General features: G+C 70.6%; 17 protein-coding genes and 1 pseudogene. 8 read left to right on the forward strand and 10 right to left on the reverse strand.

Annotated elements, in window-relative coordinates; all coding sequences use genetic code 11:
- Positions 1-182: 182 nt before the first annotated feature.
- The 3 genes from fxsT to ACZ5U5_RS34755 form a co-directional block, all read right to left on the reverse strand.
- Positions 183-4,082, reverse strand: a complete 3,900-nt coding sequence (fxsT, locus tag ACZ5U5_RS34745) for an FxSxx-COOH system tetratricopeptide repeat protein (RefSeq protein WP_469029859.1) — start codon at positions 4,080-4,082, stop codon at positions 183-185.
- A gap of 300 nt (positions 4,083-4,382) precedes the next feature.
- Positions 4,383-5,870 carry a VMAP-C domain-containing protein gene (locus tag ACZ5U5_RS34750; RefSeq protein ID WP_469029861.1) on the reverse strand — a complete coding sequence of 496 codons (1,488 nt, stop codon included), beginning with the start codon at positions 5,868-5,870 and terminating at the stop codon, positions 4,383-4,385.
- Between the two features lie 203 nt (positions 5,871-6,073).
- A complete protein-coding gene (locus ACZ5U5_RS34755) occupies positions 6,074-7,180 on the reverse strand; it encodes a threonine synthase (protein WP_469029863.1) in 1,107 nt (368 codons plus the stop codon).
- Between the two features lie 264 nt (positions 7,181-7,444).
- On the opposite strand from ACZ5U5_RS34755, the gene ACZ5U5_RS34760 reads away from it, so the two are divergent.
- The 7 genes from ACZ5U5_RS34760 to ACZ5U5_RS34790 all read left to right on the forward strand — a co-directional run bounded on the left by ACZ5U5_RS34760 (position 7,445) and on the right by ACZ5U5_RS34790 (position 15,697).
- Positions 7,445-9,019 carry a S8 family peptidase gene (locus tag ACZ5U5_RS34760; protein ID WP_469029865.1) on the forward strand — a complete coding sequence of 525 codons (1,575 nt, stop codon included), beginning with the start codon at positions 7,445-7,447 and terminating at the stop codon, positions 9,017-9,019.
- A 203-nt stretch (positions 9,020-9,222) separates the two neighbouring features.
- Positions 9,223-10,488 (forward strand): alpha/beta hydrolase fold domain-containing protein, encoded by a 1,266-nt coding sequence (locus tag ACZ5U5_RS34765; protein WP_469029868.1) that lies wholly within the window; start codon positions 9,223-9,225, stop codon positions 10,486-10,488.
- A gap of 174 nt (positions 10,489-10,662) precedes the next feature.
- Entirely contained in the window at positions 10,663-11,415 is a 753-nt protein-coding gene (locus tag ACZ5U5_RS34770) for a GntR family transcriptional regulator (RefSeq protein WP_469029870.1), read from the forward strand.
- Positions 11,416-11,695: 280 nt separating this feature from the next.
- Positions 11,696-11,881 (forward strand): SPOR domain-containing protein, encoded by a 186-nt coding sequence (locus tag ACZ5U5_RS34775; RefSeq protein WP_469029873.1) that lies wholly within the window; start codon positions 11,696-11,698, stop codon positions 11,879-11,881.
- Positions 11,882-11,899: 18 nt separating this feature from the next.
- Positions 11,900-12,286, forward strand: a complete 387-nt coding sequence (locus ACZ5U5_RS34780; protein ID WP_469029875.1) for a (deoxy)nucleoside triphosphate pyrophosphohydrolase — start codon at positions 11,900-11,902, stop codon at positions 12,284-12,286.
- A gap of 173 nt (positions 12,287-12,459) precedes the next feature.
- Complete coding sequence (locus tag ACZ5U5_RS34785) at positions 12,460-12,876, forward strand: ATP-binding protein (protein ID WP_469029878.1); 417 nt, start codon at positions 12,460-12,462, stop codon at positions 12,874-12,876.
- A 166-nt stretch (positions 12,877-13,042) separates the two neighbouring features.
- A complete protein-coding gene (locus ACZ5U5_RS34790) occupies positions 13,043-15,697 on the forward strand; it encodes a SpoIIE family protein phosphatase (protein ID WP_469029880.1) in 2,655 nt (884 codons plus the stop codon).
- A 24-nt stretch (positions 15,698-15,721) separates the two neighbouring features.
- Here ACZ5U5_RS34790 and ACZ5U5_RS34795 read toward each other — a convergent pair.
- The 7 genes and pseudogenes from ACZ5U5_RS34795 to ACZ5U5_RS34825 all read right to left on the reverse strand — a co-directional run bounded on the left by ACZ5U5_RS34795 (position 15,722) and on the right by ACZ5U5_RS34825 (position 24,035).
- Positions 15,722-16,434: pseudogene (locus ACZ5U5_RS34795) on the reverse strand (PspA/IM30 family protein).
- A gap of 75 nt (positions 16,435-16,509) precedes the next feature.
- A complete protein-coding gene (locus ACZ5U5_RS34800; protein ID WP_469029882.1) occupies positions 16,510-18,612 on the reverse strand; it encodes a TPM domain-containing protein in 2,103 nt (700 codons plus the stop codon).
- 99 nt (positions 18,613-18,711) lie between these two features.
- A complete protein-coding gene (locus ACZ5U5_RS34805; RefSeq protein WP_469029885.1) occupies positions 18,712-19,950 on the reverse strand; it encodes an alpha/beta hydrolase in 1,239 nt (412 codons plus the stop codon).
- A gap of 90 nt (positions 19,951-20,040) precedes the next feature.
- Positions 20,041-20,853: a succinate dehydrogenase/fumarate reductase iron-sulfur subunit gene (locus ACZ5U5_RS34810; RefSeq protein ID WP_469029887.1), complete on the reverse strand. Its 813-nt coding sequence runs from the start codon at positions 20,851-20,853 to the stop codon at positions 20,041-20,043.
- Positions 20,850-22,787: a fumarate reductase/succinate dehydrogenase flavoprotein subunit gene (locus tag ACZ5U5_RS34815; RefSeq protein ID WP_469029889.1), complete on the reverse strand. Its 1,938-nt coding sequence runs from the start codon at positions 22,785-22,787 to the stop codon at positions 20,850-20,852. Before ACZ5U5_RS34815 ends, ACZ5U5_RS34810 begins: the two co-directional genes overlap by 4 nt.
- A complete protein-coding gene (locus ACZ5U5_RS34820) occupies positions 22,787-23,620 on the reverse strand; it encodes a hypothetical protein (protein ID WP_469029892.1) in 834 nt (277 codons plus the stop codon). Before ACZ5U5_RS34820 ends, ACZ5U5_RS34815 begins: the two co-directional genes overlap by 1 nt.
- 100 nt (positions 23,621-23,720) lie before the next feature.
- Positions 23,721-24,035, reverse strand: coding sequence for a hypothetical protein (locus tag ACZ5U5_RS34825; RefSeq protein WP_469029894.1), 315 nt, complete (start codon positions 24,033-24,035; stop codon positions 23,721-23,723).
- A gap of 365 nt (positions 24,036-24,400) precedes the next feature.
- Between ACZ5U5_RS34825 and ACZ5U5_RS34830 the strand changes: the two genes are divergently transcribed.
- The gene (locus tag ACZ5U5_RS34830; RefSeq protein WP_469029897.1) at positions 24,401-26,716 is read left to right on the forward strand and encodes an ABC transporter family substrate-binding protein; all 2,316 of its coding nucleotides are present in this window, start codon (positions 24,401-24,403) and stop codon (positions 26,714-26,716) included.
- The last annotated feature ends 4 nt before the right edge of the window (positions 26,717-26,720 follow it).

The raw sequence follows: 26,720 nt of genomic DNA on the forward strand, positions 1-26,720 counted from the left end.
CCCGACCACGCCGTGGGGGGTGGGATAGGCAGCGCTCCCCCTCCCCCCCCCCCCCCCCCCCCCCCCCCCCCCCCCCCCCCCCCCCCCCCCCCCCCCCCCCCCCCCCCCCCCCCCCCCCCCCCCCCACCCCCCCCCCCCCCCCCCCCCCCCCCCCCCCCCCCCCCCCCCCCCCCGCGGCCGGGTTACAGCGGAACCGGGTCGATGTCGCAGTTGGCCCGCTGCCCTGCCTTGGCCTGGACGGTGGCCGGGTGCGGGGCGGCGTTCTCCGAACGGAGCCGGGGCTCGTCGAGCACGCGCTCCATCCGCGCGATGGTGTCGGCCCGCAAGGTGTTTCCGTCGGTCTCCTCGCCCACCGCCACCAGGTCCGTCGCCAGGTTCACGGCGCAGGCCAGCGTGGTCGGGTGGTCCTCGCCGAGCGTGGCACGGCAGCGCTCGAGGGTCGCCTCGCCGAGTACGCGCGCCGCGGCGTGGTCGTCGAGCGCGGCCAGGTCACTGGCCAGGTTGATGGCGCAGGCCAGCGCGATGGGATGGGCGGGACCGAGCCGTTCGGTGAGCGACGAGAGGGCCGCTTCGTCGAGCCGGCGCGCCTCGTCGGGCTGACCGAGCAGACGCAACGTCACCGCGAGGTCGATGTCGGCGGACAGGACGTGCGGGTGGCCGGGGTCGAAGATCGCGCGGTACCCCTGGCAGGCCTTGACCCCTCGCTCACGTGCCGCCTGGAGGTCGCCGTTCTCGCGCAGGGCGATGGACAGCGTCAGGGCGGCGGAGAGCGACTGAGGGTGGTTCTCGCCGTACCGGCGGGTGAAGCGCGAGCTGGCGTCGAGGGCCATCTCCAGGGACTTGGCGTGGTCGCCCTCCTTGCGGCAGGCCTCGCTGAGCTGGCGCACCGTGCCGATGGCGGCGGGGTTCCCGCGGCCGAAGACCTCGCGATAGGCCATCATGACGGCTTCATGGCGGGCGCGCGCCCCGACGTAGTCCCCTGTCTCGCGCATGTCGATGGCTACGTTGAGCTCGGTGTGCAGCGTCTGCTGGTGGTCCTGGCCGAGGACACGCAGCTTCAACGCCAGGGTCTGCTGGTCGAGTTCGTACGCCTGGCCGTACTGGCCCATCAGGCGCAGGCTCACCGCGAGGTTGTGGGCGGTGTTGAGGGTGGTCGGGTCCTCTTCGCCGAAGGCCCTGCGCGCCCGCTCGTACACCGTGGCGTCCAGCTGGGCGCCGAGGGCGAAGTCTCCTTCGACACGGCGCACGGCCGCCTCGAAGTTGATCGCGTCCAGGGAGTCCTCACGGGAGTCCTCACGGTCGGACGGGGCTGTGCGCTCGTAGATCGCCCTGATCTCGGCGACCAGGGCAGCGGCCTCGCGGTGGCGGCCGACGGCCCAGTAGAAGAAGCCCAGTTTCTGCCCCATGATGAGCGTCATCTGGTCTTCCTCGCCGAAGACGTCCCGCCAGGTCCGCCAGGCCCGCTCGGAGAAGTCGAGCGCCACCTCGTGGTCGCCCCAGTGGTAGAGGTACAGGGCGACGTTCAGGACGAGCTGGCGCACCCAGGGCTGGTCCGACTTGACCGCGTCGGACGCGATGACGTGGCTGTAGAGCTCCGCGTACTTGGGCCAGTTGGCCGGGGACACCGGCGACTTGGGGTCGGCGGCGGCCAGCAGGGTGTGCGCCCCGTGACGCATCCGCGCCTGTTCCTCGGGGGACATGCGGTTGTTCAGGACGAGCTGTACGAGGCGGTGCATCTCGATGGAGTTCGTACGGTGGTCGATGCGGGCGAGGGAGTAGCGGTTCACTTCCCTTATGGCGCGCGCGAGCCGCATCGGGTCGTTCAGCGTCGCGTCGAGCTCGGGGAAGATGCTGCTGTTGCCCAGGCCGGAGAAGATGGACCGGGAAATCGGGTCCGGGGCGAAGTACGAGCAGAGCTGCAGCAGACGCAGGGCCGAGGGGCTGCGGGTCTCCAGGTGGTCGAGGGAGACGTTCCACGCGGCCGCGACCGGCAGTTGGTAGTCCGGGGGAGGCGACGTCTCCAGGAGTTCGGTCCGCTTGTTCTCGAAGAGGCGCAGATACTCCGAAGCGGGCATGCCCGTCTCCGCGCGCCACGCGGCGGCCTGTTCCAGGGCCAGCGGCAGGTCTCCGAGCGCCTCGGCAAGACGGTCCGCCTCTTCCTCCTGGAGGGGCGGCCCGGAGTGGCGCAGGAGTTCCTTGCTCTCCTCGCGGGTGAAGACGTCCACTTCGAGTGAGCCGCCGACCAGGCCCCACCGCCGGTTGCGGGAGGTGACCAGGATCGTGCCGTTGCCCCCGGTGGGGAAGTAGTGGCGTACCTGCTCGGGGTTGTCGGCGTTGTCGAAGATCAGCAGCCAGCGGGAGTACGGCCGGCCCTCGCGCAGTGCCTCACGCACCGCGGGGCCCGCGATGTTCGCCTCGGTGCTGGTCTCCAGGCCCAGGCGTCCGGCCAGCTCCACGAGCGCCTGACCGATCTGGCCGGGCCGCTCGGAGGGAATCCACCAGACGATGTCGTACTCACCCTGATGGCGATACGCGTACTCGATGGCGAGCTGGGTCTTGCCCACGCCGCCCATGCCGTGGATCGCCTCGGGCAGGACCGTGGTGGTGCCCTCCCGCAGACGCTCGCCGAGCAGTTCGAGCAGCTCCGCGCGGCCGGTGAAGTTCGGGTTGCGGGGCGGCAGGTTTCCCCAAACGCGCGGCAGTGATGTGCGGTCCCCCTCGATCGTTTGCTGGGGCGTAGTCGACATCACCAATGCTCCTTCAGGATGGGGCCGAGAGACGGGGGGTTGACCGCTTTTCTCCAGGCTGACTGCGTATCGACGATCGTGCCAGCCAAGTACCCCTGCCAGCAGGGCGGCGCGCTGCATGAAACGTCCGGAGAGTGCCCTCAGCGCGGCGAGTTCCACGCGCAGGAAGTCGATGTTCCGGCTGTTCACCCGGGGCATGGCCAGGGTGTCGAGCGGTTCGGCGGGGGAGGGGAGCAGCGAGGGGGTCTCCGACCCGTCGGCCGCCAGCAACGCGCGTACGTCGTGCAGGATTCTTGCCGTGTCGCTGCGGCGGCCGAGTGCCAGCAGCTCCTCGCGGATGTCGGGGGCGAAGGAGAACGCCACGTCCGTAATGTCGTCGCCCTGTTCCCCGCTGGGCCGGACGAGGCCGCTCATCAGCAGCTCGGAGGCGTGCACAGGGCCCGCTCCCGGCGTGGTCTCAAGGACCTTCTGGATGAGGGGGAGGCTGAGGGGCGCGGCCGATAAGCGGGTCGCCAGCGTGAAGGCCGTGGGGGAGGCGCCGGCGCGGAAGTCCGAGACGCGTTCCGACGCGGGCACCGTGCTGCGCGGGTCGGGGACGTCGTTCGTCCAGGGCAGGGCGCGCGCGGCGTCGGGCCTGCGTTTCCAGTCCCGCGCCCGGACGGCGGACATCTCGAGCCACTGCGGCTCGGGGCCCATGAGGAGCTGGGTCCAGGCTTCGGCCCAGCGGTTGGTCAGGGCGAGGACCGGCACGAGGACCGTGTCCCCCTCGGCCTCCGGCTCGCCCGGGTCGCGCGACTCGACGGGGGCCTCGCGCAGCTCCCAGTCGAGCTCGCTGTTGGCCGCCCAGGGGTGACCGGCGCGCAAGCGCACCCGGCAGACGTCCAGGCCGGTGCGGAACCACAGCTGCTGGGGGAGTACGTGCACCACGGCGACCGGGCAGGTGCGGCCCCAGGCGCGCAGCAGGGGCAGGACGGCGCCCGACCGCCAGCCGGCCGCGAGCCCGTCGGTCAGGACGAGGATCACGCGGCGCATGTCCGTGATGCCGCCGAGCGGTTCCTCGGGGCTGATCCGGGCGGGGTCGGTCTCGTCGGTGCCGCGCAGGCTCAAGACGCGTACGCGCGCGAAGTCCCCTTGGCGGTTCAGCTCGTCGATCAGGTCGTCGACCGCCTGGTCCCACACCTTCATGGTCAGGTGGCCGTCGAGGACGAGGACCGCTTCGGCGCGCTCCTGTCCGCCGGGCCGGCCGGACCTGGCGCGGCCGAGCCGGCCGAGAACGGACGCGGCCTCACGTCGTGCCCGCGTGGCCGGTCCCCGCTGCCCTCCGTCGTCATGCATATGCGCCCTCAAGGCGTCGAGGCGGCCTGGACAGTTGTGCGGAGTCCCGCAGAGCGCGGGCGTGCGTGACATCCACAAGCGCAGCGTGACAGTGCGCCCGCACTGCAAGCAAGGGGGTACGGCGGCATGGGCCGGGGCGCACGGAAATCATGCTAGAAGTCACGCCTGCATCGAGACGAGATGTGCCCGCACGGCAAGGCACGGTCCTCCGGGCGCGTGGTTCCGTGCGCCGGGAGGGCAGTTGCGTGCGCCCGGCGTCGGGAGGTTCACGGACCTGGGCCTGTGGTCGGCGGGGCCCGTTCAACTCGTCACCGGCGCACGGTCGGGGCCAGGTGGCCCGGGTCTGCGTTCCGGGTCGTCGAGCAAAATCGCGAGATGGCGTCCCACGTGGTGGTCCCAGCCCTCGGGTCCCAGCGCCAGAGCCTCCTTGCGCCAATTCCCGGCGCGCGTCACCAGGCTGGACAGGCCCCTGTCCTGGACCATCTCGGCGACGGCTTCCTTGAACGCGGGGTCACCGCAGTCGCCGCGGTGCCAGATCATGGCGGGCACCCCCGCCCGCAGGCCGGCCATGAACTCCTGGTGGCTGGCAGGGCAGTCGGTGCCCGGTGGCTGGCTCAGCACCAGACAGACCGCGTGGTCGTCCTCCTTCAGTTCGCGCTCCAGGTGGAAGTGCGACTGGCCGGGAGGGTTGAAGTACGAGTGGCTGTCGGCGGGCTGCTCCTTGAGCTGGCGCCACTTCTTGTGCCAGGGGCGGTGCCAGGCGGCTTTCCGGAGGCGTTCGAAGCTGCGGATCAGCACCGAGTAGTCCATCACCAGGGGAGTCGGCGACGAGGAGGAGGACTCCTTGTGCCACCACTCCACGGGCTCCCCCAGCAATTCCCACGGGAGGATGAATTCCAGGACGACCGGTTGCCGCAGGTCCGCCCACCGCTCCTCGGTCTGTTCGATGAGGACCTCGACCTCGGCGGGCAGGTCGTCGCGGTGCAGATGCAGGGTCTCGCCCGGCACGGGATGCCAGCCCTCGGCGTCCGACTGACGCCAGTGGGAGAGGAAATAGCGGTCGGGATCCACTCCGTCGGGCTCGAACTGGATCATCAGGTACGCGGGCACCAGGGGCGGCGGGGCCTGCTGGGCCATGCCGCTGCGCTGCCAGTCGGCGATCTGCTCCTCGAGCCCCCAGGTCCTGGCCTGCTGACGGTTCCAGCGGCGCAGGTCCTCCGCAGCCTCCATCTGTCCGTCCTCCACGAGCCGTTCGGCGGCCAGGGCCAGGAACGCCATGCTGACGGGGAGTTCCTTCGCGGCGGTGTTGTCGCCGGCCAGTCGTAGGAAGACTGCCCATCCCGTGTCGCACCACGCGGGCAATTCCTGGGTGCGTGACCGGCTGGCACGCCGGGCGAGCGTGGCGAGCCCGGCGGACGAGCGCATGTCCCGCAGGATCGGCTGCAGGGGATGCAGGTCGGCGCCGTCGAAGAACTCCACGGCCTCCCATTCGTCCACGAGCCGCCGCAGCGACAGAATGGCGGAAGACTGCTGCTCCAGATACTGCAGGCAGCGCACCAGACTCGTGAGGCCGTCGGGGACCTGCGAGCAGTGCTCCACCAGCTGCAGCAGCCAGGGCCGCAGCGCCGCGTTGCGCAGGGGGTCCACGGGGGACGCCAGCTCGTCGCTCAGCATGCGCACCCAGATGTCGGCGCTGTTCTCCTGTCGTACCGTGCTCGAATCCTGCAGTACGTCGACGATGTCGGCGACCAATTCGTTGCGAACCCTCGCCGGGCTGCGCCCTTCCACCCCCGTGACCTCCCGATCGCCACCAGCAGCCAGCAGTCAGCACTCATGTGAATCGATGGTGCGGCACCGTCAAATCGATGGTGGCGACAAGCGTACGGCCACAGCCCAGCTCAGGGCAGGCCTCCGGCCATTCGCGGGCAGAGCTGTGACCATTGGCCTGGCTCCGCCAACTCCTTCTTATGCACGTTCAGTTCAGGGTTCGATCAGGTGTCCGCAAGTCCTGATTTCAGGCCCGCCCCGCACAGCGGCACCACGGCACTCCGTTCGCCGAGTGCGCCGTCCCGTACGGCCGCCCAGCACGCGACCCCGGTCGCCTCGACGAACAACCCCCGGCTTGCCAGGTCGAGTTGGGCGGCGCGGATCTGGTCCTCCGTGACCGTGAGGAAGCCGCCGCCGGAACCGCGTACGGCCCGCAGGATCTGCCGTGCCCGGGGCGGGCGCGGGATCGCGATGCCCTCCGCGAGCGTGGGCGCCGCCGGGGTGTTTCCCAGGGGTTCGTCGGCTCCCGCGCGCCAGGCATCGGCCAGCGGGGCGACCGCGGCGGCCTGCACGGCGTACAGCGTGGGCGCCTTCGCGATCAGGCCCGCCGCGTGCAGTTCCCGCACCGCGAGGGCCGCGCCGAGCAGCAGGGTGCCGTTGCCCACGGGCAGGACGAGGGCGTCCGGGAGGCGGCCGCCCAGGTCCTCCCAGAGCTCGAGGACGTACGTCTTGGTGCCGTGCAGGAAGTAGGGGTTGTGGACGTGCGAGGCGTAGAAGGTGCCCGGTTCGTCGGCGGCCGTCCGGGCCGTCCATGCCGTCTTCTCGCGGTCCCCGGGGACGACTTCGAGCCGCGCGCCGTGTGCTCCGATCTGCTCCAGCTTCTTCGGTGACGTGCCCTCGGGGACGTACACCGTGCAGGGCAGTCCGGCCCGCGCGCAGTACGCGGCGACCGCCGTGCCCGCGTTGCCGCTGCTGTCGGCGATCACCCGCTCCGGGGCGAGCCGCTGCGCGAGCGCGGCGAGCATGACGGCGCCGCGGTCCTTGAAGGAGAGCGTCGGCATCAGGAAGTCGAGCTTGGCCGAGATCGCGCCATCCAGCGGTACGAGGGGTGTGCGGCCCTCGCCGAGCGAGAAAGCGGGGGCGGGCAGCGGCAGGGACTCCGCGTACCGCCACAGGGAATTGACCCTTCCGTTCAACGATTTCAGCGACCCGGGGTTGGGGGAGAAGTCCAGGTCGAGCGGGCCGCGGCAGACGGGGCAGCACCAGGCCAGCGTGCCCGCGGGGACGCGGGTTCCGTCAGCGGGGCAGAAACAATCCGGCAATGCTGTCATGTACGCAGGTTAGTTGGGGCAGTTGGGGCGGATGTGTCATGACGGGTGCGTGGCGGTCATGTTACGTCCGGTACTGACCCTTGTGGGATTCCTATGGGTCCGCCAATCTTTCGTCCCGACGGAGGTAAGAGCAGGTGGATCGCTGGTCGAACGGACACCGTCAAGTTGACATGTCCCTGCCTTCCCTGTGTTTGCCCTCGTGCACGTGAGCACCACCGGCACCACCCCCCACCAGCGCACCACCTATTGAGGAGGACCCCTCAGATGGCAGTGATGCGTCATACCCGCCGAAGACTGGCCGGGATCAGCGCGACAGCGGTCGCGGCCCTCGCCCTCGGCCTCGTCTCCGCCCTCCCGGCGACCGCCCAGCCGGGTCAGGCCGAAGGCACCGTCGAGAACGCCGGAGTCCCCGGCGCGATACCGGGCAGCTACATAGTCAGCCTCGACGAGGACGCCGCGAAGGCGGGCTCCAAGGCGGGCAAGGCACTGGCCGAGGAGTACGGCGCCGAGATCAAGCGCACGTACAAGAAGGCGCTCAACGGCTACGCGGTCGAACTCTCCGCGGCCGAGGCCAGGAAGTTCGCCGCGGACCCGGCGGTCGAGTCCGTCGTGCAGAACCGCACATTCACGGTCGACGCCACCCAGCCCAATCCGCCGTCCTGGGGCCTGGACCGCATCGACCAGAAGACGCTCCCGCTGAACAACTCGTACACCTATCCGGACTCCGCCGGTGAGGGCGTCACGGCGTACGTCATCGACACCGGGGTCCGCATAAGCCACAGCGACTTCGGCGGCCGTGCTTCCTACGGATATGACGCGATCGACAACGACAACACCGCGCAGGACGGCCACGGCCACGGCACGCACGTCGCGGGCACGGTCGGCGGAACCCTGCACGGTGTCGCCAAGAAGGCGAAGATCGTCGGCGTGCGCGTCCTCAACAACCAGGGCTCCGGGACCACCGCGCAGGTCGTCGCCGGCATCGACTGGGTCACCCAGAACGCGGTGAAGCCCGCCGTCGCGAACATGTCGCTCGGCGGCGGCGCCGACAGCGCCCTGGACGCGGCCGTACGCAACGCCGTCGCGTCCGGCATCACCTTCGCGGTCGCGGCCGGCAACGAATCCGTCAACGCCTCCACGCGCTCTCCCGCGCGTGTGACCGAGGCCATCACGGTCGGCGCCACCACGAGCACCGACGCCAAGGCGAGCTACTCCAACTTCGGCAGCGTCCTCGACCTGTTCGCGCCGGGCTCGTCCATCACCTCGACCTGGAACAGCAGCGACACCGCGACGAACACGATCTCCGGTACGTCGATGGCGTCCCCGCACACCGCGGGCGCCGCGGCGCTCTACCTCGCCGACAACCGCACGGCGTCCCCGGCACAGGTCTCCGCGGCGCTGGTCGCGGCGGCTTCCACGGGCGTCGTCACCAGCCCCGGCTCGGGCTCGCCCAACCGCCTCCTGAACGTGGGCCCCGGCTCGACCAACCCCCCGGGCCCCAAGTTCGAGAACACGGCCGACTACGCGATCAACGACAACGCCACGGTCGAATCACCGGTCACCGTGAGCGGCGTCCCGGGCTCCGCCCCCGCCGCCCTGAGCGTGCCGGTCGCCATCAAGCACACCTACGTGGGTGACCTCCAGGTGCAGCTGATCGCGCCCGACGGCAGCGCGTACACGCTGAAGGGTTATGGCACCGGCGGCAGTTCGGACGACATCAACACCACGTACTCGGTGAACGCGTCGTCCGAGACGGCCAACGGGACGTGGAAGCTGCGAGTGAGCGACAACGCGGCGCGGGACGTCGGGAAGATCGACTCCTGGGGGCTGCAGTTCTGAGTGACCCCTCTTCGTGACTCTCTGAGTGCCTTCTTCTAGCTCTCCTCCTCGTCCTCGCGGTACGGCTCCGGGTCGGTGACCCAGCCCGCCGCGAGGACGAGGCGGGGAAATTGGCCCTCCGCCCGGTCCGTCGTGGCATCCCCCGCTCGTGCGCCGCACGCGATACGTGGGCTTTTTGTCCGCTTCTGTGATAGTTCTTCGGCGTGACGACCGTCGTGACGCCGACCGTCGCCGGCCGGTGTGGTTCGAGGCCCGCGGCGGTGGATTCTCCCCCAAGGGGTAGCCGCAACGACCGGAACGGGGCCAGGGTTTCGTGCGTCGCGCACCTCTCCCGCGGGCTCCTCGTCGTCGTCGCTCTCCTGAACGCCGCTCTTGTCGTGCTCGTGGCGTCCCCGTTGCCCCGCATCTCCCTCCTGGTGCTCGTCGCGGGAGCGATCACCTCCTGGGGGCTCGTGCTCGTGCCGCCCGCGGTCGTCGGCCTGGTCGCCGGAGCGGTCGCGGGCCGGCGGTATCCGTGGTGCGCCGGACTGGCCGTACTGACCGCGTTCGTCGCGCTCGTGTACGGCGTCATGCCCTACGCCGCCGCGTACCGCACCACCGAGGAGCACGGGCAAACCCTGGCTCCCGGCGCCTACTTCGAGGGCGTCAACTACGCCAAGGCCCCTGACGGCGACCGCACCCGCCGGTACGCGCGCATCGGCGAGCAGCGCGGGAAGCTGGACCTCTGGACCCTCCCGAAGCGGGACGGCGTGCGCCACCCTGCCGTGGTCTGGGTGCACGGGGGCGGCTGGAACAAGGGGCATCGCGGTCAGAGCCCCGCATGGAACCGCTGGTTCAACGCGCGGGGCTGGTCCGTCTTCGACATCGACTACCGGCTCGCGCCGCACGTGACCCAGCTCGACCAGATCGGCGACGTGAAGTGTGCCGTGGGCTGGGTGCGCCGGCACGCGCGCGTGTTCGGCATCGATCCCGACCGCCTGGTCCTCGCGGGGAGTTCGGCGGGCGGCAACCTCGCGCTGGCGGCCGCCTACACGGAGGGTGATGACCGCGTCCCGTCGTCCTGTGCGGTGCGTGACAGCTCGGTCGCCGGGGTGATCTCCCTCTACGGGCCGACCGACATGGGGCGCCTCATCGCGGGGACGGCGCTGCGCGGGGACCCCATGATCCCGCGTCTGATGGGCGGTTCGGCAAAGGCCGTCCCCGCCCGCTACCTCCTGGGTTCGCCCGCGAAGCTCGTACGGACGGATGTGCCGCCCACCCTCCTGCTGCACGGCAGCGCGGACCGGGCGGTACCGGTGGCGCAGGCGCGCGAGCTGGCGCGGCGGCTCGATGCGGTGGGGGCGCCGGCGACGTACGTCGAACTGCCCTGGGCGGACCACTGTTTCGACGTGAACTGGGGTGGGTGGGGGAGCCAGATCGCGCGATCGGCGGTCTCCCACTTCCTCGCCGTCCGGGGCGAGAGCGCGTGATCGACGTCCCCCGGAGCGCTGCGCGAAGGTGATCGCCATAGCTGCGAAAAGCCCCTGCGTAAAGACCTGCACACTCCAGAATCATCACTTCGGGTGATTCCTTGGCCTTGGCTTGCGGTCAACAACCCACGGTTGCCAGGCTGTTGCTGTCTGTCAACCTGATGGGAGTGGCCAGTGACTTTCGGTGAACAGCCGGCGTATCTGCGTGTCGCGGGTGATCTCCGCAAGAAGATCGTCGACGGTTCGCTGCCGCCGCACACCCGACTCCCCTCGCAGGCCAGGATCCGCGAGGAGTACGGGGTGTCGGACACGGTCGCCCTGGAGGCCCGCAAGGTCCTGATGGCCGAGGGCCTGGTCGAAGGGCGTTCCGGATCGGGCACGTACGTGCGCGAGCGTCCCGTGCCCCGCCGCGTGGCGCGCACCGGGTATCGCGCCTCCGGCGGCTCGACGCCGTTCCGCCAGGAGCAGGCGGAGGACGGCGCACGCGGCACCTGGGAGTCCCGCAGCGAGCAGGTGGAGGCGGGCAGCGCGATCGCCGAGCGTCTCGGCATCCGCGCGGGCGACCGCGCGATGTGCACCAAGTACGTCTACCGCGACGCGGGCGAGGTGATGATGCTCTCGACGTCCTGGGAGCCCCTCGCCGTCACCGGACGCACTCCGGTGATGCTCCCCGAGGAGGGGCCGCTGGGCGGCTGCGGAGTGGTCGAGCGCATGGCGGCCATCGACGTGGTCGTGGACAACGTCGCGGAGGAGGTCGGCGCGCGCCCGGGGCTTGCGGAGGAGCTCATGGCGCTCGGCGGCGTCCCCGGCCATGTGGTGATCGTCGTGCAGCGGACGTACTACGCATCGGGCAAACCGGTCGAGACGGCCGACATCGTGGTCCCCGCGGACCGGTACCGGATCGCATACCACCTGCCGGTGAAGTGACCGGACGCTCCGGCGCACGCCCGAACTTCGCCGAAATCCAGACGGGCCTGTCCGCCCGCGGTGATCGCCACTCGACGCCCGCCCGACTTCTGTAAACGCCCGGACACCAGGGGGCGCACTTGCCAAAGTGCGCCCCCTCAACGTTGGCCAATTGCGTACCTCTTTGTGCAAAGTCGTATCCGCTGAGTAAAGGTCGGGCGTAGGCTCGGGCATATGCGGATTGCGGTTTCCTTACTGATCGAGGCGTGGCGCGCGCCGAGGGCGGCGAGCGGAGGGCGCGATGAATGACGGAACGGTCGTACTGCCCTGGTTCGTGATTCGTCAGGACGACAACGGCAACCGCTACAGGGTGGGCAGGTACGCGACGAAGGCCGAGGCCGAGAGAATCGCGCACAGCCTCGACGACCACGGCCACCAGCAGCTGTACTGGGTGGAGAAGCTGAGCCAGAACGGCACCGCGCACTGACCGCATAGGCTCCGCCGCATGACGGAACGGATCGTGGTGGGCGCCGCCCTGTATGACGACGGGCGCCTGCTCGCGGCGCGGCGCAGCGCACCCCCCGAGCTCGCGGGCCGCTGGGAACTGCCCGGCGGGAAGGTCGAGCCCGGCGAGCGCCCCGAAGAAGCCCTGGTACGGGAGCTGCGCGAAGAACTGGGCGTCGACGCCGAGCCGGTCGCCAGGGTGCCGGGCGAATGGCCGCTCAAGCCGGGGTACGTCATGTGGGTGTGGACGGCGAAGCTCCGCTCCGGAACCCCTGAGCCCCTTGAGGACCACGACGCCCTGCGCTGGCTCTCGCCGGACGAGGTCTGGTCGGTCCCCTGGCTGGACGCGGACGTCCCGGCGGTGGCGGCCGTGACCGGGTGCCGCTAGGGGAGCGCGCGAGGTGATGTCTTCCCGCACTTGAGCCCCACCTACGCCGTTCGTGCCACAGTGCGCCCAGGTAAGCGGTAATTCCGCCGGGATATCGGGTATGTGCCCATTAACCCCATGAAACCGGACAAGGGTCCGCTGTTGGACAAGGGTCCGCTGTTGCTGGTCTGGAAGTGATCGGCGTGATCGACACCGAAGGCGACTGCGCCGAGTGGGATTTTCCCGCGGACCCGGGCGCCGTGCGCATGGCTCGTGCCGTCGTCCGCAAGCAGCTCGGAGCCTGGGGCCTCGCTGCCCTCGGAGACGTCACCGTCCTCCTCGTGAGCGAATTGGTGACCAACTCGCTGCGGCATGCATCGGGCCCCATCGGAGTACGGCTCGTACGTCAGGCCGGGCCCTTGGGCACACTCCTCGTGGAGGTCTCCGATCCGCTGCCCGACCCGCCCCGGGAGCGCGACGCCACGCCTGATGACGAGGGGGGCAGGGGTATCCAGTTGGTGGCCCGCGCGTCGCGGCGCTGGGGGACGCGACAGGGCAGTACGGGGAAGACGGGGAAGACGGTGTGGTTCGAGCTGGTGCTGCCGGGTTAGAAGACTGGCAGCGTGAGACGGACACAAGACGGTGACGGGCCAAAAAGGGTTGAGTCCGTGCTGTGATCGTGAACGCCGTGTGGCGTGGCTCCGTAGTGCTGGATACTGCGGGCAGCCGCATCCGGTGACCGGTGCCGGACGTGGTGAGCTGGAGGGGACGGTTCGCGTGAGCGAGATACCAGCGAAGGCGACGGAGCAGGACGGGCCGTCGGGTGACGCTAGGGGCGAAGCTGCGGATGATGTGATGTGGCAGAGCAGTCCACCCGGTTCCATCTATGACTACATCAAGGTGGCCTCGTTCTCGATCGGCCCCGACGGTCTCATCGACCAGTGGAGCCTGCGTGCCGAGCGGCTGTTCGGAGTGGCCGCCGACGACGCCGTGGGCAGGGACCCCATCGAGGCCTTCGTCCCGGCCGAGCTGCGCAGCAGCGGGCACCGCAAGATGGCGGAGATCCTGGACGGCAGGGAGTGGACCGGGTCCGTTCCCTTCCGGACGCCGGCGAGGTCCGACGGGTCCGGTGGAACCGGTGGGCCTGGGGGATCCGGCGGGTCCGGCACAGGCTCCTTCAGAGGCTTCGAAGGCATCGCTGAGGTCTACGTGATGCCGACGGAGACCGAGGAGGGCGAGCGGGCCGCCGTCTGCATCGTCGTCGACGTACGGGCGCTCCGGCAGATCGAGACCGACCTCGCCGCCTCGCAGGCCATTTTCGGCCAATCTCCCTTCGGTTTCCTGTTGTTCGGCACCGACCTGAAGGTGCAACGGGCCAACCGCCGCTTCGCCGCGGTCTTCGGAGGCGGCGTCGAGGACCACCGGGGGCGTACGGTCCACGACTATCTGCCACGGCACGAGGCCGACCGCATGGCCGCCGCGCTCAAGCGGGTCCTGGAGACCGGCGACGCCGTCACGGACATGCAGATCGTCGGCCCCGCCCCCGGCAGCAACGACCGCCGCCACTGGTCGATCAACCTCTACCGCGTGCACAGCGGTTCGGGCCGCCCCATAGGCATCGCGGGCCTCGGCACCGACGTCACCCGGCGTCACGCCGCCGCCCGCGAGGCCGCCCACGCCCGCCGCAACCTCGCCCTTCTCAACGAAGCGGGCGCCCGGATAGGCAACTCCCTCGACCTGGAGACCACCGCGCGCGAGCTGCTCGACGTCACCGTCCCCGGCTTCTGCGACCTCGCCTCCGTGGACCTCTACCAAGGGCTGCTCGACGGCGACGAGACACCTCCCGGCCTCGCCGACGGAAGCGCCGAGCTGCGCCGCGTGGCCTTCGCGAGCGCCGTCGCCGACGCGCCCTTCCCGGACGGCGGCCACCCCGTCGACGTGGGCGCCGTGCACCGCTTCGGTTTCACGTCGCCCTGCGCCGACGCCCTGCGCACGGCGCGGCCGAGGCTCGTCTCGGCGGCGGACGACGGCTCCGCGAGCAGGCTCACCGGCGGGCTCGTCCAGTCGACGCTCGCCGTGCCGATGGTCGCCCACGACACCGTCGTCGGCCTCGCCCAGTTCTCCCGCACGAAGGGGAGCGAGCCCTTCGGAGAGCGCGATCGCTCCCTCGCCGTCGAACTCGCCGCGCGCGCCGCCGTCTGCATCGACAACGCCCGCCTCTACCGCCGCGAGCACGAACGTGCGCTGATACTGCAACGGTCCCTGCTCCCGCCCGACGACCCCGAGGCGTCAGGTCTGGACATCGCCTGCCGCTATCTGCCGGGCAACGCGGCCACCGAAGTGGGCGGCGACTGGTTCGACGTCATCGAGCTGCCGGGCCACCGCACCGCGCTGGTCGTCGGCGACGTCATGGGCCGCGGCCTGCGCGCCGCCGTCGCCATGGGTGAACTGCGCACCGCCGTACGCACCTTGGCGCTCCTGGACCTGGAGCCCGCCGAGGTCCTCTCCGCGCTCGACGAGATCGCCCGCGGCCTCGGTGACCCCTCAGGCACCCAGCAGGCCACGAGAGCGGCCCGTCAGACGCGCTCCGCGAACGGGTCGGACCTTTCCGAGGTCTACCTCGCCACATGCGTCTACGTGGTCTACGACGCCGTCACGCGCCGCTGCACCTTCGCCAACGCGGGGCATCTGCCGCCCGTGCTCGTCGAGCCCGGCGAATCGCCGCTCATGCTCGACGTGCCGCCCGGCATGCCGCTTGGCGTCGGCGGCGAGCCCTTCGAGGAGGTCGAGGTCGAACTGCCCGAGGGCGCCCTGCTCGCGCTCTACACGGACGGGCTCGTCGAATCCCGCGACCATCCCCTCGACGAGGGCCTGAACGCCTTCGTACGGGCGCTCGACGACCCCGCGCCCGCCCTCGAGGACGTCTGCGACCACGTCCTGAACACCCTCGACACCCACCACGGAGAGGACGACATCGCGCTCCTCATGGCCCGCATCCAGGGGCTGCCCGCCGAGGCCGTCGGTGACTGGACGCTGGAGCGCGACCCGAAGTCGGTGGGCCGGGCCCGCGAACTGGCCTGCGCGCAGCTGCGCTCCTGGGACCTGGACCCCCTCTGCGACACGACCGAACTGCTGGTCAGCGAGCTGGTCACCAACGCCCTGCGGTACGGCGAGGGCGACATCCGGGTGCGGCTCCTGCTCGACCGCACCCTGGTGTGCGAGGTGTGGGACGCGGGGCTCGTCCAGCCGCGCCGCCGCCGGGCGCGCGACACGGACGAGGGCGGCCGCGGGCTGCAGCTGGTCGGTCTGCTGAGCGCCGCCTGGGGCTCGCGCAGGACGCCGCGCGGCAAGACCGTGTGGTTCGAGATGCCGTTGCCGGACAGCGGGGTGGAGCCGATGGACGCGGCGGAGGCGCTGCTCAGTCTTTTCTGACGTTCCCGTAGTGCCGCGGGGCCGCTACGTGGTGGCCTTGAGGGCGGCGAGGCGGGCCGCGACCTCCGCCTCGTCGCCCAGGCTGTCCAGCTGCTCGAACTGCGCGTCGAGGGAGGACGCGGCGAGTTCCTGCTTGCCCAGCGCCCTGGCCTCCTCGCGGCGCACCTTGTCCTCGAAGCGGCTCAACTCGCTCGCCGGGTCCAGGACATCGATGCTCTGGGCGGCGTCCATCATCTGGTTCTGCGCCTGCGCGGTCTTGGCACGGGCGACCAGCTGATCGCGCTTCGACTGGAGCTGGGTCAGCTTGATCTTCATCTGGTCGAGGCCGGACTTCAGCTTGTCGACGACCTCGGTCTGCGAGACGATCGTCGGCTCGGCGTCCTTGGCCTCCCGCTCGGACTGCAACTGGCGCTGCAAGGCGACCTTGGCGAGCCGTCGAACTTGTCTGCCTCCACCGCGCTCCCGCCGGAGCGCAGTTCGTCCGCCTTCTTGCTGGCGGCGACCGCCTTGGTGCCCCATTCGGCTGCCGCGTCCTGGTCCTCCTTGTGGTCCAGTTCCAGCATCCGCAGATTGCCGATCGTCGTCGCGACCGCCTCCTCCGCCTCCCGGATGTTGTTCGTGTAGTCGCGGATCAGCTGGTCGAGCATCTTCTGCGGGTCCTCGGCCTGATCGAGGAGGGAGTTGATGTTGGCCTTGGCGAGCTGGGCCACGCGCCCGAGGATCGTCTGCTTCGTCATGCGGGGCTCCTTCATATGAGGGTGAGGGGAGAGGCGGGGGGAGAGGCGGTGGGAGAAGCGTGGGAGGGGCGAGTCTCAGAACCTCCCGCCCCCGCCCATCCGCCCCCGCGTGCCCCCGCCGCCGAAGCTTCCGGGGCCGCCTCCGCCGAAGCCGCCCCCTCCGAAGCCGCCTCCGCCCATGCCGCGGCCCCCGCCTCCGAAGAGCTCGCCGAGGATGATGCCGCCGAGCACCGCGCCGCCCATGCCGCCGCCGCGCCCACCACCGCCTCCATAGGGGTTGCCGTAGCCGCGTACGTCGCGTTCGGCGAGCTGCAGGGCCTGACGGGCCTGGGCGTCGGCCTGCTGGGCCTCGGCGAGCGCGGCAGGGGCATCGGTGTCCTGGGCGGCCTCCGCGCCCGAGAGGTGCCGCTGCGCCTCGGCCAGGCGGGTCCTCGCCTCGCTGCCGACCCCGCCCCGGTGGGTGCCGATGAAGTCCGCCGCCGTTCCCACGGCGCTGCGCGCGGTGAGCAGGGCCTGGCCGAGGAGGGCCGTGGCGCGGCGGCTCGTGAGCTCGCGTTCGCGGGCGCCCTTGAGGGACTCGTCCAGGACCGAGTCGGCCTCCTCCACCCGGCGCAGGGCGTCGATCGGGTCGTACGGGCCCGCCGCCATCGTCTTGCGGACCTCGGCGACCACCGTCTCCGCACGGGCGATACGGCCGTGCAGATCGGCCGTGGACGCTCCCGCCGCGGTGCCTTGGAGAAGGCCGCGCGCCTCGGCGAGGTCGGTCTCCGTCTCGGTGAGCGCGGCGGGGAGCTTCTCCGCGGCCAGCGCGAGTTCAGCGGCGAGGCGCTCGACGGCGTCCACGAAGGTGCCGGCCTGGTCGACTGCGCCCTCGGCGGCACGCAGGTGGACGGCGGCCTTGCCGTTGTCACCCGCGTCGATGGCTTGGCGGGCCTCGTTCAGATGGGTCGTGGCGAACACGAGCCGGTCCTTGGCCTGCTCGACGTGGCCGAGGACGGGCGCCGACGCGGCCGGCGCGTACTGCTCGCGGATCGTGCCGAGGGTGGTCTCGGCCGCGGTGGTGCGGCCCGTGACGTCCCGGAAGATCTGCTCGGCGTGGTTCAGGGCCCCCGCCACGTCGCGTTCGAGGGCGCGCAGCTGGTCGAAGCCCGCGGCTTCCGCGTCGAGGCGGCGGCCGGCCTCGGTGCAGCGCGCGATGATCTCGTCCAGCATCGTGCGCCGGGTCGCGTCGTCCTCCGGATAGGCGTCGTCCAGCTGCTGGCGCAGCTTGAAGGCCGTCGTCAGCTCGGAACGTGCGTACGCCAGCGCGTCCGTGAAGGGACGCACCGCCTCGTCGCCGAACTGGGCGGTGGCGAAGCCGAGTTCCTCCGCGCTGGTACGAATCGCGTCGTCGGCCTCCACCAGGAGCTGCTTGCTCCGCTTGTCGAGTTCGGGGAGCGGGGTCTGCTGCCCGCCCTGCCCGCCCGCCGGTCCCTTGCCCCAGCCGCCGCCACCGGGCGTCGTACGCGTGTTGGTGCGCTTCTTCCGTCTTCCGTACGCCACCGCCGCGAGGGCGCCCGCGCCGCCGACCACCACGATGGGCAGCACGAGGTCACCGGCGGCCGCCTCGTCACCGCTGCCGCCGCCTCCCGGGTCGGCGGCTCCCGGGGTGATGGCCGGGGTGGGGACGGGCCGGCCGGTGAGCGCCGCGCTGTAGCCGTCCGCGGCGCCGATGGCGGCGCCGGCCCAGTCGTTCTGCCGTAGCGCGGGCTTGATGGCGGTGGTCGCGACGTCCTGGAGCTGCGCCTCGGTGAGCCGGGAGCCGACGTCGGCGGAGTAGGCGTACTGGCGGTCGTGCGTGGCGACCGCGAGCAGGAGGTCGTCCAGACCGAGCCCGTTGCGCTCGGCCGTGACATCCGCCCAGTCCTGCGCGCCGCGACCGGAGAAGTCACGCACGTAGACGACGAAGAGCTGGAGGCCGCGGTCGTCGTAGAGCTGGTCGAGCGCCTGCTCGGTGGCACCTTTGCGGTCACCGAGGGCGCCCACCTTGTCGGTGATCTGGCCGTCACGGGAGAGCGTGACCGGATCATCGGCCGGGGCGGCGAGTGCCACGGGGGCGGACAGGAGCAGCAGGCACCACGCGAGCAGTGCGGTGGCTGCCGCTGTCGCCCGCACGGCCAGATGCGAGGGCGGCGTCACATTTGGGAGCGTATGACCGTCTTCGGGGGCGCGCGACCGGGAGATCGGGCGGCACCTCCAGCGCCCCCGCCCCCCGCTCTACTCCAGCAAGACTGCGCCTCACCCCGCGAACTCCACCTCCGGGTACTTCGCCGAAGGCCCGTCCAGCAGGTGATCGTCCTGATCACGCAGCCATCGGTCGAAGAACGACGTCGTGTACGCACGTTGTGCTGCCACCGCGCGGCCCGGGTCGACCGTGCCTATGTGCTCCTCGACGACCTTCTCGTCCACCCCGGCCTGGGGGAGCAGCGCGGCGAGGTCCGTGTACGTCTGGTGCATCGAGCCGTGCAGGGTCAGGTTCCGCTTCCAGCCGGTCGAGTGGGACCAGAACGCGCGCCACGACGGTTCCGTCGTACGGTCACTGCCCTGCCGGCCCATGAGGAGGAAGGGGCCGCCCAGGCCGTGCCGGGCCACCGGCGTCAGATGCGTGCCGTTCGGCTCGGGGTTGTTCTCCAGGGTGCCGTCCATGTTGATGCCTGCCTTGACCCGGTCGTCCTCGAACATGGTCTCGGCGGCCGCGATGCCGCCCGCCGACGGGCCGAACATGCCGACCCGCTTGCGGTCCACGACCTCGGACAGGCCGTTCGGCAGCGAGCCGAGGCGGTCCAGGACGAACTTCGAGTCGGCCACCCGCACGTCCAGGACCTTCTTGAGAAGCGCGGGCAGTGCTTCGTCCTGTTCCGCTTCCGCCAATGCCTCACGGAGCGGGGCGTCGTCCTTGACCGAGCCGTCGGGGAACTGCACGCCCGGAGCCTCGTAGGTGTGGTCGATCGTCACCACCACATAGCCGTGGCTCGCGAGCTCCTCAACCGCTGAAGTGCCCCACGTGCGGGGGTCGTTGGCGCCCGCCGCGTACAGCAGGACCGGGCGCCGGCCCCCGCTCGTATCGGCCGGCGCTCCCTCCCTCGCGTGCGTGCGCAGAGCGGCGAAGTCGATCGCGTCCTTCGGTATGCCGTGGGGCGAAGCGGCGTTCCAGCGCTCCGCCGCTCCCGGCGTCATATACGGAGCGAGGCGGTGTCCGCCCGCGCCGCCGGCCCTCCCCGCCGCCACCGGATACCAGACGCTGATCATCAGCTCCCGATACGGCACGGACTTCACCCAGGGGTCGTGCCGTGAGGTGTCGACGACTCGGGCCGACACCGTGCCGATCCGGTGCGGTCCCGTGGGCGCGGGTAGCTTCGCCCCGCTGCCCGTGGGTTGCGCATGCGCTGGGGCCGGGGCGGTGAGCAGCGTTGCCGCCAGACCGGCTGCCGCAAGTCCGAGAACCGAGCGCCGAGTCACAGCCGAGGAAGTGTTCATGCCTCAATGCTGATCTCGTCCCGCCCTCGTGACCATGGGGGAAATCACGAGTCTTGGTTGTGGGGGATTACCCCCACAACCCCTGCACCCCTACTGCTCCCCCCGCCGCCGGATCTTGTTCCCGAGCCAGACCAGCGGATCGTACTTCCGGTCAACTGCGCGCTCCTTGAGGGGAATCAACGCGTTGTCCGTGATCTTGATGCCCTCCGGGCACACCTCCGTGCAGCACTTGGTGATGTTGCACAAGCCGAGCCCGTGCTCGTCCTGGGCGGTCCGCTTGCGGTCGATGCCGCTCTCCGCGGCTGCGTCCAGCGGGTGCATGTCCAGCTCCGCGACCCGCATCAGGAAGCGCGGCCCGGCGAAGGCTTCCTTGTTCTCCTCGTGGTCACGCACCACATGGCACGTGTCCTGGCACAGGAAGCACTCGATGCACTTGCGGAACTCCTGGGAGCGGTCCACGTCCGCCTGCTGCATGCGGTACTCGCCCGGACCGAGGCCCTCCGGCGGCACGAAGGCCGGCACCTCGCGTGCCTTCGTGTAGTTGAACCCGACGTCCGTCACCAGGTCCCGTACCACGGGGAAGGCCCGCAACGGCGTCACCGTGATGACGTCCTCGCGGTCGAACACCGACATCCGTGTCATGCACATCAGCCGCGGCCGGCCGTTGACCTCCGCCGAGCACGAACCGCACTTGCCCGCCTTGCAGTTCCAGCGCACCGCCAGGTCGGGGGCCTGGGTCGCCTGGAGGCGGTGGATGATGTCGAGGACGACCTCGCCTTCGTTGACCTCGACCTTGAAGTCCTCCAGGTCGCCGCCCTCGACGTTCCCGCGCCAGACCCGGAACCTGGCGTCGTACGACGTACTGGAAGCACCGGGAGAACTCGGCGTAGCGGTACCACTCACTCGAAAAGCTCCTCTTCGGCCAGGTACTTGACCAGCTCTTCCTTCTCGAAGAGAGCAAGCAGGTCGTCTCGGATGGGTTCGGTGGTGACCCGCACCAGGTCGATCTGGCCGCGTACGGGATCCGTCGCCGCCAACCCTCCCGACGGGTCGGTGAGTTGGCAGAGCAGGTTCGCGCGGCGCCATTCGCGGTTCATGCCCGGATGGTCCTCGCGGGTGTGCCCGCCGCGGCTCTCCGTGCGCTCCAGGGCGGCCCGTGCGACGCACTCGCTGACCAGGAGCATGTTGCGCAGGTCGAGCGCGAGGTGCCAGCCGGGGTTGAACTGGCGGTGGCCCTCGACGCCGGCCCGCCGTGCCCGCACCCGCAGCTCCGCCAGCTTCTCCAGGGCCTGTTCCATCTCGGCCTCGCGGCGGATGATGCCGACCAGGTCGTTCATCGTCTGCTGGAGTTCCTGGTGGAGGGTGTACGGATTCTCCGGCGTCGCCCCGGTATCGGGGCCCTCCGCGCTGAACGGCCGCAGCGCCTCGGCCGCCGCCGTGTCCACCTGGACGTCGTCGATCACCGGCCTGGCGCCCGCCCCGGTGAGCCCGGAGGCGTACCGCGCCGCGTGCAGCCCGGCCCGCCGCCCGAAGACGAGCAGGTCGGAGAGGGAGTTGCCGCCGAGCCGGTTGGAGCCGTGCATGCCGCCCGCGACCTCTCCGGCCGCGAACAGGCCCGGTACGCGTCGTGCCGCTGCGGTGTCCGACTCGACCGCGATACCGCCCATCACGTAGTGGCAGGTCGGGCCGACCTCCATCGCCTCGGCGGTGATGTCGACGTCCGCGAGCTCCTTGAACTGGTGGTACATGGAGGGCAGTCGGCGTCGGATGACCTCGGCCGGCATGCGCGTCGACACGTCGAGGAAGACCCCGCCGTGCGGTGAGCCGCGGCCCGCCTTCACCTCGGAGTTGATGGCGCGCGCCACCTCGTCGCGGGGCAGCAGCTCAGGGGGGCGGCGGTTGTGGTCGGGGTCCTCGTACCAGCGGTCGCCCTCTTCCTCCGACTGGGCGTACTTCTCCTTGAAGACGTCCGGTACGTAGTCGAACATGAACCGCTTGCCTTCGGAGTTCCGCAGTACCCCGCCGTCGCCGCGCACCGACTCGGTGACCAGGATGCCCTTCACCGAGGGCGGCCAGACCATGCCCGTCGGGTGGAACTGCACGAACTCCATGTTCAGGAGCGGCGCCCCGGCGAGCAGCGCGAGGGCGTGTCCGTCACCGGTGTACTCCCACGAGTTGGATGTCACCTTGAAGGACTTGCCGATGCCACCGGTGGCCAGGACCACGCTCGGCGCGTCGAGGACGAAGAAGCGGCCGGACTCGCGGTCGTAACAGAACGTGCCGCTGACCCGCTCGCCCTCCTTGAGGACGCGGGTGACCGTGCACTCCTGGAAGACCTTCAACCGCGCTTCGTGGTCGCCGAATTCGCGTTCGTCCTCCTGCTGGAGGGAGACGATCTTCTGTTGAAGCGTGCGGATGAGTTCGAGGCCGGTGCGGTCGCCCACGTGCGCAAGCCGTGGGTACTCGTGCCCCCCGAAGTTGCGCTGGGAGATCCGCCCGTCCGCCGTACGGTCGAACAGGGCGCCCCAGGTCTCCAGCTCCCACACGCGGTCGGGAGCTTCGCGCGCGTGCAGCTCGGCCATCCGCCACTGGTTGAGGAACTTGCCGCCGCGCAGGGTGTCGCGGAAGTGGACCTGCCAGTTGTCGCCGGAGTTCACGTTGCCCATGGAGGCGGCGATGCCACCCTCGGCCATCACCGTATGGGCCTTGCCGAACAGGGACTTGCAGATCACGGCCGTACGGGCGCCCTGCTCACGTGCCTCGATCGCGGCCCGCAGGCCCGCTCCTCCGGCTCCCACGACGACAACATCCCACTGCTGCCGCTCCACTTGAGACATCAGAACAACCTCGGATCGTCGAAGACGCCGGACGCGATCAGATACACGTAGAAGTCGGCGAGCGCCACACTCACCAGGGAGGCCCAGGCGAGCAGCATGTGCCGGGCGTTCAGCTTTCCGACCCACTGCCACATGCGGTAGCGCACGGGGTGCTTGGAGAAGTGCTTGAGCTTGCCGCCGACGATGTGCCGGCAGGAGTGGCAGGAGAGGGTGTATGCCCAGATCAGCACGATGTTGACCAGCATGACGAGCGTGCCGACGCCCATGTGGCCCCACGCGTAGTGCTCATCGCGGAACGAAAGCACCGTGTCGTACGTGAGGATGCCTGCCACCGGGACCGCCGCGTAGAAGAAGTAGCGGTGGATGTTCTGCAGGATGAGCGGGAACCGGGTCTCTCCGGAGTACTTCTTGTGCGGCTCGGCGACCGCGCAGGCGGGCGGTGAGGCCCAGAAGCCGCGGTAGTAGGCCTTGCGGTAGTAGTAGCAGGTCAGGCGGAAGCCGAGCGGGAAGATCAGGATGAGCAGGGCGGGGGAGAGGCCCCACCAGCTGCCGAAGATCTCCCAGTTGGGCCCTGACCGCATCGGCTCGCAGTTCTCGGCGAGGCAGGGCGAGTAGAACGGTGAGACGTAGGGCGCCGCGTAGTAGTCCGCGTTCGCGAAGGCCCGCCACGTCGAGTAGACGATGAAGGCGAAGAGACCGGCGGCGGTCGCCGCGGGCGCGAGCCACCAGCGGTCGGTCCGCAGATGGGCAGCGCTGATCGCGGCGCGCGTGGCCGCTCGTACGCCGCCGGGATCCTGACCGCTTTTCAGATGGGGTTCCGTGCCAGTGGCCAACGAGGCTCCACTCCTTTGTCCTCAGATCGGCGGTCCTCAGAACGGCGAGGCTCAGAAAGGCGCTGCTCAGAAAGGCGCTGCTCAGGGCGGGCGCGGCAGCTCAAGGGGCACGCCGGTCGCTCGCGCCCAGGCCCTCGTCGTCCGAGTCCGTCCACAGCGAGCTGTCGTACGGCGCGTCGGGGATGGTGACCAGGTCGGGCCGCTTTGCCGGAGCGGCGGCGGGATCCTGGGCCGCGGCGCGCAGGAACGCGACGCTCTCACGCAGACGGTCGGCGTCCGTGCGGACGCGGCGCACGTCGATCCCGGCAAGACCACCCCGGGAACCCTCGCCGACCTGCTGCTCCAGCTTGCCGACGGTGCGGGCCAGATCGTCGACGCATCGCTGAACAGCCGTCAGATCATCCTGCAGAGCCATGACTTGCCCTCACTTCAGGGGTGCGGCGGCAACGTTCATGCGCCTGCGAGTGTCGCGCGTCACATCCCGGCTTGTGAAGGGATCTGCAGGGATTCCCGGCTCGTACGCGCTGAAATGCGCCGGGGTGTACGCCACCGCGGCGGCCGTGCCTCGGGCGCGGGCCGGGGTCTTCGTCACGCTCGGTCACCCGTGGTTGGGCCGCACGAGTGGGATATGGCGCCCCCACGCCGTGTCGCTCCCGTGCGCCGGGTCCCGTCCCCTTCAGTGGATCGATAGATGTGATCAGCTCCATATACCGCCAAACGTGATCAAACCCGGCCCGGTCCTGGTAGCGGGCGGCCGGGCGAGCCCCGGAGGTACCCGTCATGTCCCCAGACCGCGCCAGACTGAGATCTGCCGTGTTCCTCGCCACGGGCGTGCTAGCCCTGCCCGCCCTCGCCGCCTGCAGCTCCCAGGACGAGGCGGGCTCCCCGACCGCGGGCCAGGACATCGCGCCCGCGGCCCGGGACCACGTCGCCGACGGCGGGACCATGAACTGGGCCGTCGAGTCGATGCCGGAGACCCTCAACTCCTTCCAGTCGGATGCGGACGCGGGCACGTCACGGATCGCGGGAGCCGTCCTGCCGTCGATGTTCCGTCTCGACGCGCAGGGCAGGGCGGAGCGGAACAGCGATTTCCTGGAGTCCGCGGAGGTCGTCGAGCGCGAGCCCAAGCAGGTGGTGCTCTACAAGCTCAACCAGCAGGCGGTGTGGAGCGACGGCCGGGAGATCGGCGCCGATGACTTCGCCGCGCAGCAGCGCGCCCTGTCCGGGAAGGACAGCGCGTACTGGACGGCGCGCAACGCGGGCTACGACCGCATCGGGAAGATCGAGCGCGGCGCGGACAACCTGGAGGTGCGTGTCACCTTCGACAAGCCGTACGCGGACTGGCGTTCGCTCTTCTCGCCGCTGTACCCGAAGGAGGTCATGGGCACTCCCGACACCTTCAACGACGGCGCGCGGCGCAAGCTCAAGGTGAGCGCGGGGCCGTTCGCGGTGCAGGACTTCGACAGCAAGGCGGACGAGGTCACGCTGGTGCGCAACCCGCGCTGGTGGGGCAGGCCGGCGAAGCTCTCCAAGCTGGTGCTGCGCGAGGTGCCGCGCGAGAAGCGGGCCGCCGCGCTCGCCGAGGGCAAGGTCGACCTGGCCGAGATCGACGCCCCCGAGGCCCGGCGCATCACGAACGCGGCCCGCGACAAGGGCGTCCAGGGCCCGCTCGGTCACGGCCCCGAGGCGCAGCTGACTCCCGCCAAGGCGCTGCGGTCCTGGGCGGTCGCGCACGGCTCCGACGAGGAGGCGGCCGACTCCGAGCAGCTGGCCCGCGAGCGGACCGGCAAGGCCATCAAGAAGTACGCCACCGAACAGTCGGGTCTGCGGGGCTACACCGTCCGCAAGTCACTCGAACCGGCCTACACCCAGCTCGCCCTCAACGGCACCGAGGGGCCGCTCGCCGATGACCGGGTGCGGCGTGCGGTGGCCAGGGCGCTCGACCGCGAGGAGCTCGCCAAGGCGGTCCTCTCGCCGCTCGGCCTGCCCGCCGAGCCGGTCGGCAGTCACCTGGCCCTCGCCGGCCAGCACGCGTACGCGGACAACAGCGGGGCCCTCGGTGACCAGGACACGGCGGAGGCGCGGGCGCTGCTCGCCGACGCGGGGTGGACGCCGGGCGGCCCGCTGAAGGAGCCGAAGGGGAAGACGGCCGGGGGCGAGGCGGACACCAAGAAGGCGAAGTCCGATTCCGATGCCGACGCGGACTCCGACGCGGGCTCCGACGGCGACTCGGGTGACGACGGCACGTACGTCGTCGGCGAGGACGACCAGAAGCCGGGCGACAGCGGCACCTCGGTGCTCGCGCCCGCTCCGGCGGCGGCCTACCAGTGGGCGGCGCTGACCCGCCAGGCGGACACCCTCGCGGCTCCCGGTGAGGCGGACAAGGAGAAGAAGAAGGACCCCGGCGGGCACGCCAAGCAGCAGGCGGAGAAGCGAGCCGAGAAGCGTGCGGACAAGCAGGCCGCGAAGGGAGGTGCGCCCGGCGCGTACGCCCCCAAGGGGACCGCGGCACCGGCCGCCACCGCTGCGGCGGGCGGTCCCATGGCCAAGGACGGCAAGCCGCTCACCCTCCGCTTCGTCCTGCCGTCCGGTGAGGGCTCGGAGTCGCTGCGGACGGTGGCCGACCAGATCTCGCGGATGCTGGAGAAGATCGGCATCCGTACGGAGACGGCGAAGGTGGCCGACGAGAGCTACTTCAAGGACCACATCGCTTCCGGGCAGTACGACCTCGCCCTCTACTCCTGGCCCGCGACGGCGTTCCCGGCCACGGACGCGCGCCCGATCTTCGCCAAGCCGGTGCCGGCCGCGGACGGGTCGCTGAACGTCGAGCAGAACTACACGCGGGTCGGCACGGATCACATCGACCAGTTGTTCGACCAGGCGATGGGGGAGCTGGACGAGGACGAGAGCCGTGCGCTGGTCAAGAAGGCCGACGCCCGTATCTGGGCCGAAGCAGGATCGATTCCTCTCTATCAGCGCCCCCAGCTGATGGCGGCCCGCACGAACCTCGCGAACGCGGGGGCGTTCGGATTCCAGGTGCCGAACTATGAGGACATGGGCTTCCTGAAGCAGGGCGCCAAGCCCGCGGCGAAGTAGCTCC

The organism is Streptomyces sp. NPDC033177 (genome assembly GCF_055577715.1).

Excerpts from the sequence above, each read along its gene's own strand:
- ACZ5U5_RS34780 (WP_469029875.1), top strand. The coding sequence starts at position 11,900 with ATGACGGAACGGATCGTGGTGGGCGCCGCCCTGTATGACGACGGGCGC.
- ACZ5U5_RS34825 (WP_469029894.1), bottom strand. The coding sequence starts at position 24,035 with ATGGCTCTGCAGGATGATCTGACGGCTGTTCAGCGATGCGTCGACGAT.
- ACZ5U5_RS34815 (WP_469029889.1), bottom strand. The coding sequence starts at position 22,787 with ATGTCTCAAGTGGAGCGGCAGCAGTGGGATGTTGTCGTCGTGGGAGCC.
- ACZ5U5_RS34830 (WP_469029897.1), top strand. The coding sequence starts at position 24,401 with ATGTCCCCAGACCGCGCCAGACTGAGATCTGCCGTGTTCCTCGCCACG.
- ACZ5U5_RS34805 (WP_469029885.1), bottom strand. The coding sequence starts at position 19,950 with ATGAACACTTCCTCGGCTGTGACTCGGCGCTCGGTTCTCGGACTTGCG.
- fxsT (WP_469029859.1), bottom strand. The coding sequence starts at position 4,082 with ATGCATGACGACGGAGGGCAGCGGGGACCGGCCACGCGGGCACGACGT.
- ACZ5U5_RS34760 (WP_469029865.1), top strand. The coding sequence starts at position 7,445 with ATGGCAGTGATGCGTCATACCCGCCGAAGACTGGCCGGGATCAGCGCG.
- ACZ5U5_RS34755 (WP_469029863.1), bottom strand. The coding sequence starts at position 7,180 with ATGACAGCATTGCCGGATTGTTTCTGCCCCGCTGACGGAACCCGCGTC.
- ACZ5U5_RS34775 (WP_469029873.1), top strand. The coding sequence starts at position 11,696 with ATGAATGACGGAACGGTCGTACTGCCCTGGTTCGTGATTCGTCAGGAC.